The organism is Lysobacter gummosus (genome assembly GCF_001442805.1).
Classification (GTDB): Bacteria; Pseudomonadota; Gammaproteobacteria; order Xanthomonadales; family Xanthomonadaceae; genus Lysobacter; species Lysobacter gummosus.
Map to the genome: position 1 here is coordinate 943,751 of NZ_CP011131.1, position 14,218 is coordinate 957,968.

The window sequence follows — 14,218 nt, forward strand, 5'->3', positions numbered from 1 at the left end:
TTTACGTGGCTTTGATGGGCTGGCGTGGTGCAGTTGGGTGTTCTTTGCGTGGTTTCGGGGGACTGGCGCAGGGCTTTACCTGGCTTCGATGGGCTGACGCAGGGGGTTCTACGTGGCTTCGATGGGCTGACGCGGCGTAGTTGGGTGTTCTTTACGTGGTTTCGATGGGCTGGCGCAGTGGGGGGCGGGTTCTACGCGGGGTGGTGGGGGGGTTGAACTTGGTAGGAAACAATACTGGACTGCGTGGTTCGTTATTTATACAGTACCGCCAAGTACATTAATTCGCGACGAGGCCATCTGCAATGCGCAGCCGGATTTTTTCCGCCTCCACCCCAGTTTCGCACGGCGCTCCGGCACGGCCCGGCGGTCGCCGCCGCGGTTTCGCAACCGGCGCGGCGGTGCTGGCGGCGGCGCTGAGCCTGGCCCTGGCCGCCTGCGGAGACGGCAAACCGGCCGCCGAAGCGGTGCGGCCGGTGCTGGTGAGCCGGCCGACCGGCGCGGTCAACGCGGTCTCGGCCTATGCCGGCGAGGTGCGCGCCCGCGAAGAAAGCCCGCTGTCGTTCCGGGTCGCCGGCAAGCTGATCGAGCGCAAGGTCGATGTCGGCGCCCACGTCGCCGCCGGGCAGGTGCTGGCGGTGCTCGATCCGGGCGACCTGGAGGCGCAAAGCCGCGCCGCGCAGGCGCAGTTCGCCGCGGCCGAGGCCGAATACGCCCGCGCCCGCGCCGACCAGGTGCGGTTCGCGCAGCTGGGCAAGGACCAACTGGTCAGCCGTTCGACGATGGACGCGCAGGACGCCGCGGCCAAGGCCGCGCAAGCCCAGCTCAATTCGGCGCGCGCCAATCTGGACGTCGCCCGCAATCAATCGGCCTACACCCAGTTGCGCGCGCCGGCCGAAGGCGTGATCGCCTCGCGCAGCGCCGAAGCCGGGCAGGTGGTCGCGGCCGGCCAGCAGGTGTTCGCGCTGGCCGCCGACGGTGCGCGCGAAGTCGCCTTCGCCGTGCCCGAGGGCGCAATCGCGACCTTCAAGCCGGGCCAGCAGGTACTGGTGGAACTGTGGTCGATCCCGGGCAAGCGCTGGCCGGCGCGCGTGCGCGAAGTCTCGCCCGCGGCCGACCCGGCCTCGCGCACCTACGCCGCGCGGGTCAGCGTCGATGCCCCGGCCGGAACGCTGGAACTGGGCCAGAGCGCGCGCATCTATCAGCCCGACGCGGCCGCCTCCGGCCTGAGCGTGCCGCTCGCCGCGGTGCAGCGCACCGGCAACGGCACCGCGGTGTTCGTCGCCGATGTGGCCAGCGCCACGGTGAAGCTCAAACCCATCGTCACCGGACCCTTCGGCCAGGAGCGCGTGCCGGTGATCAAGGGGCTGAGCGCGGGCGACTGGGTCGTATCCGCCGGCGGCCATCTGTTGCGCGACGGTCAGAAAGTGCTCGCGGTGGACCGCGACAACCATCCGGTCGAGAAGTGATCGCGGCGCGCGCCGTTGATCGCGGCGGCGCGCGTTGGCGGCTTCGGGTTTTTTAGGCGTTTTTTAGGCTTTCGTGCCCTCACCCCTGCCCTCTCCCGCGTCGCGGGAGAGGGGGATAATGAAGTGGGTTTACTTTATGCGCTTCAACCTTTCCGAATGGGCTCTGCGTCATCGCAGCCTGATCGTCTACGCGATGCTGGTGCTCGCGCTGGCCGGCGCGATGTCGTACCTGCGCCTGGGCCGAAGCGAAGATCCGGCCTTCACCTTCAAGGTGATGGTGGTGCGCACGCTGTGGCCGGGCGCGACCGCGGAGGAAGTCTCGCGCCAAGTCACCGAGCGGATCGAGAAGAAGCTCATGGAGACCGGCGAGTACGAGTTCATCCGCTCGTATTCGCGCGCCGGCGAATCGCAGGTGATCTTCGCCGCGCGCGACTCGATGCGCTCCAAGGAGATCCAGCCGCTGTGGTACCAGGTGCGCAAGAAGATCGGCGACATCCGCCCGACCTTGCCCAGCGACGTGATCGGCCCGTTCTTCAACGACGAATTCGGCGACACCTTCGGCAACATCTACGCGCTGACCGGCGAGGGCTTCGACTACGCCGTGCTCAAGGACTACGCCGAACGCGTCCAGCTCGCCCTGCAAAGCCAGCAGGACGTGGGCAAGATCGAACTGTTCGGCGTGCAGGACGAAAAAATCTGGGTCGAGCTGTCCAACGTCAAGCTCTCCACCCTCGGCATTCCGGCGCAGGCGGTGCAGGACGCGTTGAACCAGCAGAACGCGCTGGTCGCGGCCGGGTTCTTCGAAACTGCGTCCAGCCGCGTGCCGATCCGCGTCGGCGGCCAGTTCACCTCGGTCGATCAGATCAAGCAATTCCCGATCCGCGTCGGCGACCGCACCTTCCGCCTGGGCGATGTGGCCGAAGTGCGGCGCGGCTTCTCCGATCCGCCGCAGCCGCGCATGCGCTTCATGGGCGAGGATGCGATCGGCATCGGCGTGTCGATGAAGCAGGGTGGCGACATCCTCAAGCTCGGCAAGACCCTGGAAAGCGAATTCGCCAACCTGCAGAAGACCCTGCCGGCGGGCATGCAACTGCGCAAGGTCGCCGATCAGCCGGCGGCGGTGGAAGAGTCGGTCGGCGAGTTCGTCCGCGTGTTGGCCGAGGCGGTGGCGATCGTGCTGCTGGTGAGTTTCTTCTCGCTGGGTCTGCGCACGGGTCTGGTGGTCGCGCTTTCGATTCCGCTGGTGCTGGCGATGACCTTCGCGGTGATGGACTTCTTCGGCGTCGGCCTGCACAAGATTTCGCTGGGCGCGCTGGTGCTGGCGTTGGGCCTGCTGGTGGACGACGCGATCATCGCCGTGGAGATGATGGCGATCAAGATGGAACAGGGCTTCGACCGCCTGCGCGCGGCCGCCTTCGCCTGGGACAGCACCGCCTTCCCGATGCTCACCGGCACCTTGATCACCGCCGCCGGTTTCCTGCCGATCGCGACCGCGGCGTCGGGCACCGGCGAATACACGCGGTCCTTGTTCCAGGTGGTGACCATCGCCTTGTGCGTGTCGTGGATCGCGGCGGTGGCGTTCATTCCTTTCCTCGGCGACAAGCTGCTGCCCGATCACGGCCATGCCGCCGCGCCCAGGCCCGGATCGCTGGCCGCGCGCTGGCACGATGCGCGCAGCGATCTCGCCAGGCGCATCCCGCTGCTGTCGAGCGTGATCGCGCCGAAGGAGCCGGTGGACCATGCCCACGATCCGTACGAATCCAAGTTCTATGTACGTTTCCGCCGCTGGGTGACCTGGTGCGTGCGCCGGCGCTGGCTGGTGATCGGCATTACCATCGCCGCCTTCATCGGCTCGATCGTCCTGTTCCGCTTCGTGCCGCAGCAGTTCTTCCCCGATTCGGTGCGTCCGGAGCTGATGGTCGATATGGAACTGGCCGAAGGCTCGTCGTTGCGTCAGACCACCGAACAGGCCCAGCGCCTGGAAGCCCTGCTCAAGACGCGCAAGGACCTGGCCAATTACGTGGCCTATGTCGGCACCGGTTCGCCGCGCTTCTATCTGCCGCTGGATCAGCAACTGCCGGCGGCCAACTTCGCCCAGTTCGTGCTGATGCCCAAGGACTTGCAGGCGCGCGAAGCGCTGCGCAGCTGGATCATCAAGGACGTGGTGCCGCGTTTCCCCGAGCTGCAGCTGCGCGTGACGCGCCTGGAGAACGGCCCGCCGGTCGGTTATCCGGTGCAGTTCCGCGTCTCGGGCGAGCACATCGACGAGGTGCGCAAGATCGCCTACAAGGTACGCGAGCAGATCCGCGCCAATGAGCACGTGGCCAACGTCAACCTGGACTGGGACGAGCCGAGCAAGATCGTGCGGCTGCAGGTCGATCAGGAACGCGCGCGCGCGCTGGGCATCAGCTCGGCGCAGTTGTCGCAGTTCCTGTCCAGCTCGCTGTCGGGCTCGCACATCAGCACCTATCGCGAAAGCAACGAGCTGATCGAAATGCTGTTGCGCGGCCCGCAAGAGGAGCGTTTGCAACTGGATATGCTCGGCAATCTGGCAGTGCCGACCAGCAACGGGCGCAGCGTGCCGCTGACCCAGATCGCGACCCTGGAGTACGGTTTCGAGGAAGGCATCATCTGGCATCGCGACCGCCTGCCGACCATCACCGTGCGCGCGGACATCTACGACGGCACCCAGCCGGCGTCGGTGATGGCGCAGATTTCGCCGACCCTCGACGGCCTGCGTTCGCAGCTGCCTTACGGCTATTCGATCGAAGTCGGCGGCAGCGTCGAGGACTCCGCGCGCGGGCAGAAGTCGATCAACGCCGGCGTGCCGCTGTTCCTGTTCGCGGTGTTCACCTTGCTGATGCTGCAGCTGCGCAGTTTCTCGCGCAGCTTCATGGTGCTGCTGACCGCGCCGCTGGGCCTGATCGGCGTGACTTTGTTCCTGCTGATATTCCGCGTGCCGTTCGGCTTCGTCGCCATGCTGGGCACCATCGCGCTGGCGGGCATGATCATGCGCAACTCGGTGATCCTGGTCGATCAGATCGAGCAGGATCGCGGCGAAGGACACGAGCCGTGGAAGGCGATCGTCGATGCGACGGTGCGGCGATTCCGCCCGATCGTGCTGACCGCGCTGGCGGCGATCCTGGCGATGATTCCGCTGTCGCGCAGCGCGTTCTTCGGGCCGATGGCGGTGGCGATCATGGGCGGGTTGCTGGTGGCGACGGCGCTGACCTTGCTGTTCCTGCCGGCGTTGTATGCGGCCTGGTTCAAGGTCAAGGTGCCGGACGACGGCGAGCAGGCGGCCGCGCCCGCGCCGGCCGCTTGATACCGCCGTGCCTGCCGCGACTCAGCGCGGCAGGCACGGCGGGTTAGACCAAAGTCGCGCGCGAACTGGGTCCGCCCGCGCCGCGGCAATGCGATTGAACAGATGAGCGCCACCGCAGGCCGGGACGGCGCTCGTCTCTTTCATCTCCTCATCGAGGGAATCGCATGAACATACCGTCGCGACGCATCCACATAGCCTGCGCCCTGGCCTTGGCCTGGGTCGCTTCGCCCGCGTCCGCCGCCGAGGTTGCCATCGTCAACCCCAGCTTCGAGCAGGACAGCTTCGCAGGCGAATTCACGGTCACCAACGCCGTCGGCGGATGGCGGGCGCTCGGCGAAGGCGGGCAGCGCGGCCTGCTGGCGCCGGATGCGCCGGGGACACAGACCTTCTATTCCGGCGCGACGCCGGGTTTCGACGGAAAGAACATCGAGTTCCACTGGAATGGCCAGAGCGGCATCGAACAGGTATTGACCGAACGTTTGCAGGCCAATACCCGATATACGCTGACCGTCGCCAGCGGTACGCGCAACGGCGGCGGTGGCAAGTTCGGAAGCTACGACATCCGGTTGACGACCGAGACTGGCAAGCCGGTGGTCAGTTGGTCGGGCGCGAGCCGCAATCTCGCCGCGTCGGGCACCTTCGCCGATAGCAGTCGAAGCTTCGAAACCGGCCCTGATCCGGCGGGGCTGGGCGAGCGTCTGCGCATTCAATTACGTGGAAGCTCGCTGGCCGACACCTATGCCGATCTGGACAACGTGCGATTGACGGCGACGGCGGTAGCGGCCCGCCCGGCGTCCACGCCAATCGACGTGTTCATCGTGTCGGGGCAGTCCAATTCCCATGGTTGGGGCGCGAATTCGGCGCAACTGAGCCAGGCCAATCGCCACTATGCCGACGCCCCGGACCCGCGCGCCCTGCTGGGCTATCGGCAACACCTGCTGGGCGATGCGCTGGCCAGCGTCGGCTCGATGGCGCAACTGGACACGCAAGGCTCGGGTTTCAAGGAGAACTTCGACGGTTTCGGGCCGGAGCTTTCGCTGGGCAGCGATTACGCGGTGGGCGGTGACAAACCGGTCGCGATCATCAAGTACTCGGTCAGCTTGGCGGGGTTGGCGCATAACTTCGTGAAAACCGGGGCTATCGGCGCACCGCTGTATCCGACGCTGATCCAGCAGATCCAGGCGATGCTCGCCGAACTGCGCAGCCAGGGTTACGCGCCCACGCTGCGGGCGATGTTCTGGCTGCAGGGAGAAAGCGATGTGGTGTTCGGAACGGCGGCGAGCTACGGCGTAAACCTGGGCCGGTTCATCGCCGACGTCCGCGCCGATGTGAATGCACCACAGTTGCAGTTCTATGCGACCCAGATCAATCCCAATATGCCGGCATTCGCCGATCCCGCCATGCGGACCGGGATGCAGCAGGTCAACGCCGGCATGGTGCAGGCGGCCACCGCCGATCCGCAACGCGTGTTCTACGTTCGCACGGACGATATCAGCGCGGGCTTCGCCGACGGCACCCACTACAGCGCGGATCAGACCATCGATATCGGTCGCAGGTGGGCCGCGCGCTACCTGTCCGGCCAGTGAGGCCGGCCTGGCGGGGCGAGCGTGGCCGTGGGTGGCCGCGCTCGCCGGTGCTATGCCGCGATGCGGGGCGATCAGGCCGATCGGGAAACCTCAGGCGTGCTCGACACTGAACGCCAAGGTCGCTTCGATCGCCCGCTTCCACCCGGCATACAACTTCTCGCGCTCGGCTTCGAGCATCTGCGGCTGAAAGCTGCGCTCGACCTGCCACTGCCGCGCGATCTGCTCGCGGCTTTCCCAGAAGCCGACCGCCAATCCGGCCAGATACGCCGCGCCCAGCGCGGTGGTCTCGTTCACCCGCGGACGGTTGAGCGGCACGTTGAGAATATCGGCCTGGAACTGCGCGGTGAAATCGTTCGCGATCGCGCCGCCATCGGCGCGCAGGGCCTTGAGCTCGATCCCGGAATCGGCCTGCATAGCGCTGAGCACGTCGCGGGTCTGATACGCCAGCGATTCCAGCACCGCGCGGATGAAATGCTCCTTGCTGGTCCCGCGGGTCAGCCCGAACATCGCCCCGCGCACGTCGCTGCGCCAGTACGGCGCGCCCAGTCCGACGAAGGCCGGGACGAAGTACACACCCTCGGTCGAACGCGCGCGTTCGGCATAGGCCTGCGAATCGCCGGCCTTGCCGAGCATGCGCAAGCCGTCGCGCAGCCACTGCACCGCCGAGCCTGCGACGAAGATGCTGCCTTCCAGGGCGTATTCGACCTTGCCGTCGATGCCCCAGGCGATGGTGGTCAGCAGACCGTTGTCGGAACGCACCGCTTTCTCGCCGGTGTTCATCAGCAGGAAACAGCCGGTGCCGTAGGTGTTCTTGGCCATGCCGGCTTCGAAACAGGCCTGGCCGAACAGCGCCGCCTGCTGATCGCCGGCGACGCCGCAGATCGGCACCGAGTTATTGAAGAAGTGGCGCGCACCGGTGTGCGCATAGACCTCGCTGCTGGAACGCACTTCCGGCAGCATCGACGCCGGCACGCCGAGCATCTCCAGCAATTCCGGGCACCACTGGCGTTTGTGGATGTCGTACATCAGCGTGCGCGAGGCGTTGCTGTAGTCGGTGACGTGGGTCTTGTCTTCGGACAGGTTCCAGATCAACCAGGTGTCGATGGTGCCGAACAGCAGATCGCCGCGCTCGGCCTTTTCGCGCGCGCCTTCGACGTTGTCCAGAATCCACTTGACCTTGGTCCCGGAGAAATACGCGTCGATCAACAGGCCGGTGCGCTCGCGCACCATCGGTTCATAGCCATCGGCCTTTAGCTGATCGCAGATCGCCGCGGTCTGGCGCGATTGCCAGACGATGGCGTTGTGGATCGCCTGGCCGGTGTGGCGATCCCACACCACCGTGGTTTCGCGCTGGTTGGTGATGCCGATCCCGGCGATCTGCGAGGCGCTGATCTGGGCCTTGGTCATCACCTCGATGGCGGTGGTCTGCACGCTGGCGAGGATCTCGCGCGGATCGTGTTCGACCCAGCCCGGACGCGGGAAGATCTGTTCGAACTCGCGCTGCGCCACGCCGACTACCGCGCCGTCGCGATCGAACAGCATCGCCCGCGAGCTGGTGGTGCCTTGGTCGATGGCGAGGATGTAGGACTTGTCCATGGTTGGGGGAGGAGTGAGTGGAGAGGAGTGAGTAAGAGCGCAGGCGGGAGCCGAGGGGAGAGTAGCAGTAGCGAGCTTCAAGGCTTCTACTCACTTCTCACTCCTCTAAACTCACTCCTAGCCGTATGCCGCCTGGAAAGCGAAGGCGCCGATCAGAGCGCCGACGATCGGCGCGACGACAGGCACCCACGCATAGGCCCAGTCCGAACCGCCCTTGCCGGCGATCGGCAGCAGCGCGTGGGCGATGCGCGGGCCCAGGTCGCGCGCGGGATTGATCGCGTAGCCGGTCGGGCCGCCGAGCGACATGCCGACCACGACGACCAGCAGGCCGACGCCGAGCGGACCCATGCCGGGCGCGAGCGTGTTGGCGCCGATGGCCAATGCGCCGAAGGTCAGGGCGAAGGTGCCGATGACTTCGGTCAACACGTTGGCCTTGGTGTCGCGGATCGCCGGGGCGGTGCAGAAGATCGCCAGCTTGAGCGCGGGATCGTCGCTGACCCGCCAGTGCGCCAGGTACGCCAGCCACACCAGGGTCGCGCCGGCGAAGGCGCCGGCGATCTGCGCCAGCACGAAGCCGGGCACCACGGCCCACGACAGTTTGCCGATCGCGGCCAGCGCGATGGTCAGCGCGGGATTCATGATCGCGCCGCTGGTCGGGCCGGCGATGTAGATGCCGATCAACACCGCCAGGCCCCAGGCCGCGGTGATCACGCCCCAGCCGGCGCCCTGGGCCTTGGATTTGTTGAGCAGCGCACCGGCGACCACGCCGTTGCCGAGCAGGATCAGCATGCCGGTGGCGATGAACTCGCTGAGGTATTGCGACATCGGTGTGGCCATTGCGGTGGATCTCCCTGGTGCTTGGTGGTGCTTTTTTAGTTTTGGGTCTTGCGTGGGTGTTGCTTCTTTCTGGAATTTTTTGCAACGTCAGTAAGAACTACCGTGCCTCTTTCAAACCGTCATTCCCGCGAAGGCGGGAATCCAGAGACTTCAAACGTTCTCGCACGAAAGGCACTGGATTCCCGCTTTCGCGGGAATGACGACCTGGGGGGATGGCGCTGAAGTCTCTGGATTCCCGCCTTCGCGGGAATGACGAGCAAAGGCGAATGAGCGCCACCTCTTAAACCTCGCCATCCGCGCCCCCCAACCTCATCGCGACATATTCCTGCAGCCGACGCTGCCCCTGCGCATCGATCCGCAACCCCAGCTTCGAGCGCCGCCACAAAATATCCTCGGCCGTCCGCGCCCATTCGAAGTCGATCAGATAATCCACTTCGGCCGCGTACAGATCCGAGCCGAACCGTTCGCCCAGTTCTTCCAGATGCGAGCAACTCTCCACGATCCGCAGCGCGCGGCTGCCGTAGTTGCGGCACAGGCGCAGCGCCAGCGCGTCGGGCAGCCACGGCCGGCGCAGGCTGAAATCCTCGTGAAACGCCTCGAAGTTCGCGTCCGGCAGATCGCCGCCGGGCAGCGGCGCGCCGCCGGTCCAGGCCGGACGCGGCGCGCCGAACAAGGGCGAGAGCGTGTCGCAGGCTTCTTCCGCGAGCTTGCGCGAGGTGGTCAGCTTGCCGCCGAACACGTTGAGCAACGGCGCGCCCTGGCGATCGAGGGTGAGCAGGTAATCGCGGGTGATTTCCGAGGCCTGGTCGCTGTCGTCGTCGAGCAGCGGCCGCACGCCGCTGTAAGTCCAGACGACGTCGTCGGGGCGGATGGGCCGTTTGAAATAGCGCGAGGCGGCCTCGCACAGGTATTGGGTTTCGGCCTGGTCGATGCGCGGCGACGACGGGTCTTCGCGGTAATCGACGTCGGTGGTGCCGATCAGGGTGTAGTCGTGTTCGTAGGGAATTGCGAACACGATGCGGCGATCGGGCTGTTGGAAGATGTATGCGTGGTCGTGATCGAACAGCTTGGGCACGACGATATGGCTGCCCTTGATCAGGCGCAGCGTGTGGTTGTGCGGGACATGCGCGACTTCATCGAGAAAACGCGCCGCCCACGGGCCGGTGGCGTTGACCAGGGCGCGTGCGCGCACCGTGCGCGGCGCGCCGTCGGCGCCGCGCAATTGCACCTGCCAGTCGTGTTCGCCGCGCGTCGCCGACACGCAGGCGGTGCGGGTGAGCACGGTGGCGCCGCGCTCGCTGGCGTCCATGGCATTGAGCACGCACAGGCGCGCGTCCTGCACCCAGGCGTCGGAGTAGACGAAGCCGCGGACGAAATCGTCCTGCAGCGGCCGCCCGGCGATGTGCTTGCGCAAGTTGACCGAGCGCGACCCCGGCAGCCCGCGTCCGCGCCGTCCGCCGAGGCGGTCGTACAGGAACAGGCCGATGCGGATCATCCAGGCCGGGCGCAGATGCGGCTGGTGCGGCAGCACGAAGCGCAGCGGCCAGATGATGTGCGGCGCCATGCGCAGCAGGCGCTTGCGTTCGGCCAGGGCCTTGCCGACCAGGGCGAACTCGAATTGTTCGAGGTAGCGCAGGCCGCCGTGGATGAGCTTGGTGCTGGCGCTGGAGGTATGCGAGGCGATGTCGTCGCGCTCGCACAGCAGCACGGACAGTCCGCGCCCGGCCGCGTCGCGCGCGATCGCCGCGCCGTTGATGCCGCCGCCGACGATCAGCAGGTCGGCCGTGGGTACTTGCTCGGTCATGCGCTCCGCGTCTGGCTGCGGGCCGCGCGTCGCCGACCCAGGTTGCTTCAGGATGATGGCATAGCGTTACCGGGCGATTGTTGCCTGGGTTCACATCAATGATGGGTGAGGGGGCGGTGACCGGGTCGGCAAAGCGCGGGCAAAAAAAATCCCGACGCGTGGGGCGTCGGGAAGGGGTACAGACTTACTGGAGATTGTGTGGAGATCCTTCTCCCGCTTGGCGGGAGAAGGTGCCCGAAGGGCGGATGAGGGCGCGCGGGGTTGGGCGCTTGCCAGCGCTCGGCCCCTCACCCCAGCCCACCCCTGCCCAAACGCTGCGCGCTTGGGCGTTCGATGGCGCGCGAGCCAATGGCTCGCAAGCAGCGCCCTCTCACCCCGCTCGCGGGAGAGGGAGCCGAGCGGGAACGGAAAGGAAGACGCAGACGAATCAGTCCCGCAACTCCGCTACCTGGCAAGGCAACTCCAACTGGGCCAGCACCGCCGCGGTCACCGCCGCCGTCGTCGCCGCTTCGCCGGCCGGGGCCAGGTCGGCGGTGAGCACGCCGGCGTCCAGGACCGCGGACACGGCCTGTTCGATGCACTCGGCTTCCGCATTCAAGCCCAGCGAGTAACGCAGCAGCAGCGCCGCGCTCAGGATGGTGCCGCACGGATTGGCGATGCCGCGGCCGGCGATGTCGGGCGCGGAGCCGTGAATGGGTTCGTACAGGCCGACCTTGCCTTCGCCGAGCGAGGCCGACGGCAGCAGGCCCAGCGAGCCGGCCAGCATCGAGGCCTCGTCGGTGAGGATGTCGCCGAACATGTTCTCGGTGACGATCACATCGAACGCGCGCGGCTTGGCGATCAGGTGCATGGCCATCGAATCGACCAGCTGATGCTCCAAGGTCACGTCGGGGAATTCCTCGCGCGCCACCCGCGTGGCGACTTCGCGCCACAGCCGCGAGGTCTCCAGCACATTGGCCTTGTCCACCGAAACCACATGGTGGCGACGGCCGCGCGCGAGTTCGCAGGCGCGACGCACCACGCGCTCGATCTCGGCCACGCTGTACTCGCACAGATCGCTGGCGCTGGTTTCGCTGCGCTGCTTCTGGCCGAAGTAGATGCCGCCGGTGAGCTCGCGCACCACGATCATGTCCACGCCCGACAGCAGATGCGGCTTGATCGGCGACGCGCCCAGGGTCGCCGCGTGCGGCTGCACCGGACGCAGGTTGGCGTACAGGCCCAGCCCCTTGCGCAGGGCCAGCAGGCCTTGTTCGGGGCGGACCTTGGCCTTGGGATCGGACCACTTCGGCCCGCCGACCGCGCCCAGCAGCACCGCGTCGGCGCGCTGGCAGGCTTCCAGCGTCGCCGCCGGCAGCGGCTCGCCGGTGGCGTCGATCGCGGCGCCGCCGATCAGATGCTCGTGCAGGGTGAATTGATGACCGTAACGGCGGGCGACCGCGCGCAGCACTTCGACCGCGGCGTGGGTGACTTCCGGACCGATGCCGTCGCCTTTCAGCACGACGATGTCAGCGCGCATGGTGTTGCTCCTGTTGACTGTGAACCGCCGCGTCGCGGCGTTGTTCGAATTGGTGGATGGCGTCGATCTGGCGCAGCAGATAACCCAGCTGATCGACGCCTTCGATCAGGCAGGTCTGGGCGAAGGCGTCGAGCGGGAACTGCACGCCGCGCCCGTCGGGCAAGTGCAGAGTGCGGGTGCGCACGTCCACGCGCAGCTCGATGCCGGGTTGCTCCAGCAGTTCGTCCAGCAGCTCCTGCGCGACCACGATCGGCAGCAGGCCGTTCTTGAGCGAGTTGCTGCGGAAGATGTCCGCGATCTCGCTGCTGATCACCGCGCGCAGGCCCAGGTCGGTCAGGGCCCACGGCGCGTGTTCGCGCGAGGAGCCGCAACCGAAATTGCGCCCGGCGACCAGGATCGCCGCGCCGGCGTTGTGCGGCTTGTTGAGTTCGAAGGCCGGATTGAGCGAGCCGTCGGCGAGATAACGCCAGTCGTTGAAGGCGAAACGCCCCAGGCCCTTGCGCTGCGTGGTGGTGAGGAAACGCGCGGGAATGATCTGGTCGGTGTCGATGTTGCGTTCGCGCAGGACCACAGTGCGCGATACCAGTTCGACGAAGCCTTCCGTGTTGGCAGGCGGATTGACGGAAGCGGACATCACGCGACCTCCTTGACGTCGGCGTTGAGGTAATCGCGCGGATCGACCACGTGGCCGGCGACCGCGCAGGCCGCCGCGGTCAGCGGCGAGGCCAGCAAGGTGCGCGCGCCCTTGCCCTGGCGGCCTTCGAAATTGCGGTTGCTGGTGGACACGGCCAACTGGCCGGGGCCGACCAGATCGCCGTTCATGGCGATGCACATCGAACAGCCAGGCTCGCGCCATTCGGCGCCGGCCGCGCGCACGATCGCGTCGATGCCTTCGGCTTCGGCGTCGCGCTTGACCTGCTCGGAGCCGGGCACCACCAGCATGCGCACGCGCGGATGCACGTGGCGGCCGCGCAGTACGTCGGCGGCCTGGCGCAAATCCGACAGACGCGAGTTGGTGCAGCTGCCGATGAACACGACATCGACCGGACGCCCGGCCATGGTCGCGCCGCCGTCGAAGCCCATGTAGGCCAGCGCCTTGGCTTCGTCGGGATCGTTGGCCTGCGGCAGGCGCGCGTCGATCGCCGCGACTTGGCCCGGGTGCGTGCCCCAGGTCAGCGTCGGCTTGATCTTGCTCGCGTCGATATGCACGTGGCGGTCGAACACCGCGCCGTCGTCGGTCTTGAACTGGCTCCAGCGCGCGAGCGCGCGATCCCAGTCGGCGCCACGCGGCGCGCGCGGGGTCTTGGCGAGATAGTCGTAGGTGACCTGATCCGGCGCGATCAGGCCGGCGCGCGCGCCGGCTTCGATCGACATGTTGCAGACCGTCATGCGCTCGTCCATCGACAGCGCGCGGATGGTCGAGCCGCGGTATTCGATGACGTGGCCGGTGCCGCCGTTGACGCCGATCTCGCCGATGATGTGCAGGATCAGGTCCTTGGCGCCGACGCCGGGCGCCAGTTCGCCTTCCACCTCGATCGCCAGCGTCTTGGCGCGGCGTTGCAGCAGGCACTGAGTGGCCAGCACGTGGCCGACTTCGCTGGTGCCGATGCCGAAAGCCAGCGCGCCGAACGCGCCGTGGGTGGCGGTGTGGCTGTCGCCGCAGACGATGGTCTGGCCCGGCTGGGTGAGGCCGAGTTCGGGGCCGATCACGTGGACGATGCCGCGGTGTGGGCCGTCGTAATCGAACAACTCAACCCCGTAGCGCGCGCAGTTGCGGCGCAGCGTATCGACCTGATGCTCGGCCTCGGCGGTGAAGAACGGCAGGCGGCCGTCGGCGCCGGCCGGCAGGGTCGGGGTGGAGTGGTCGAGCGTGCCCTTGGTCAGGTCGGGCCGGCGCGGCGACAGACCGCGCGATTCGAGTTCGGCGAAGGCCTGCGGCGAGGTGACTTCGTGGATCAGGTGCAGGTCGATGTAGAGCACGGCGGGCGCGGTGTCGCTTTCGGGCGATACCAGGTGCGCGTTCCACAGCTTTTCGAACAAGGTGGTGGGTGTGGTCATGGGTTGGATGTTTGCTTTGGCTGCTATGGC

9 protein-coding genes are annotated in these 14,218 nt (G+C 67.1%); 3 read left to right on the plus strand and 6 right to left on the minus strand.

Going from position 1 to position 14,218, the window contains the following annotated elements; all coding sequences use genetic code 11:
• Positions 1-302: 302 nt before the first annotated feature.
• The 3 genes from LG3211_RS03865 (at position 303) to LG3211_RS03875 (ending at position 6,377) form a co-directional block, all read left to right on the plus strand.
• Complete coding sequence (locus tag LG3211_RS03865; protein ID WP_083512292.1) at positions 303-1,466, plus strand: efflux RND transporter periplasmic adaptor subunit; 1,164 nt, start codon at positions 303-305, stop codon at positions 1,464-1,466.
• Positions 1,467-1,584: 118 nt separating this feature from the next.
• Complete coding sequence (locus LG3211_RS03870; protein ID WP_269465120.1) at positions 1,585-4,791, plus strand: efflux RND transporter permease subunit; 3,207 nt, start codon at positions 1,585-1,587, stop codon at positions 4,789-4,791.
• A gap of 164 nt (positions 4,792-4,955) precedes the next feature.
• Entirely contained in the window at positions 4,956-6,377 is a 1,422-nt protein-coding gene (locus LG3211_RS03875; RefSeq protein WP_083512293.1) for a sialate O-acetylesterase, read from the plus strand.
• Between the two features lie 90 nt (positions 6,378-6,467).
• Here LG3211_RS03875 and glpK read toward each other — a convergent pair whose 3' ends face one another.
• The 6 genes from glpK to leuC form a co-directional block, all read right to left on the minus strand.
• Positions 6,468-7,973, minus strand: coding sequence for a glycerol kinase GlpK (glpK, locus tag LG3211_RS03880; RefSeq protein ID WP_057941675.1), 1,506 nt, complete (start codon positions 7,971-7,973; stop codon positions 6,468-6,470).
• 117 nt (positions 7,974-8,090) lie between these two features.
• Positions 8,091-8,810: an MIP/aquaporin family protein gene (locus LG3211_RS03885; RefSeq protein ID WP_222837570.1), complete on the minus strand. Its 720-nt coding sequence runs from the start codon at positions 8,808-8,810 to the stop codon at positions 8,091-8,093.
• 280 nt (positions 8,811-9,090) lie between these two features.
• Complete coding sequence (gene glpD, locus LG3211_RS03890; protein ID WP_057941677.1) at positions 9,091-10,614, minus strand: glycerol-3-phosphate dehydrogenase; 1,524 nt, start codon at positions 10,612-10,614, stop codon at positions 9,091-9,093.
• A 427-nt stretch (positions 10,615-11,041) separates the two neighbouring features.
• The gene (gene leuB, locus LG3211_RS03895) at positions 11,042-12,130 is read right to left on the minus strand and encodes a 3-isopropylmalate dehydrogenase (RefSeq protein ID WP_057941678.1); all 1,089 of its coding nucleotides are present in this window, start codon (positions 12,128-12,130) and stop codon (positions 11,042-11,044) included.
• On the minus strand, positions 12,120-12,764 hold the full coding sequence (gene leuD / locus LG3211_RS03900; RefSeq protein ID WP_057941679.1) for a 3-isopropylmalate dehydratase small subunit: 645 nt from the start codon (positions 12,762-12,764) through the stop codon (positions 12,120-12,122). Before leuD ends, leuB begins: the two co-directional genes overlap by 11 nt.
• Positions 12,764-14,188 (minus strand): 3-isopropylmalate dehydratase large subunit, encoded by a 1,425-nt coding sequence (gene leuC, locus LG3211_RS03905; protein WP_057941680.1) that lies wholly within the window; start codon positions 14,186-14,188, stop codon positions 12,764-12,766. The genes leuD and leuC overlap by 1 nt, the downstream gene beginning before the upstream one ends.
• Positions 14,189-14,218 lie beyond the last annotated feature (30 nt).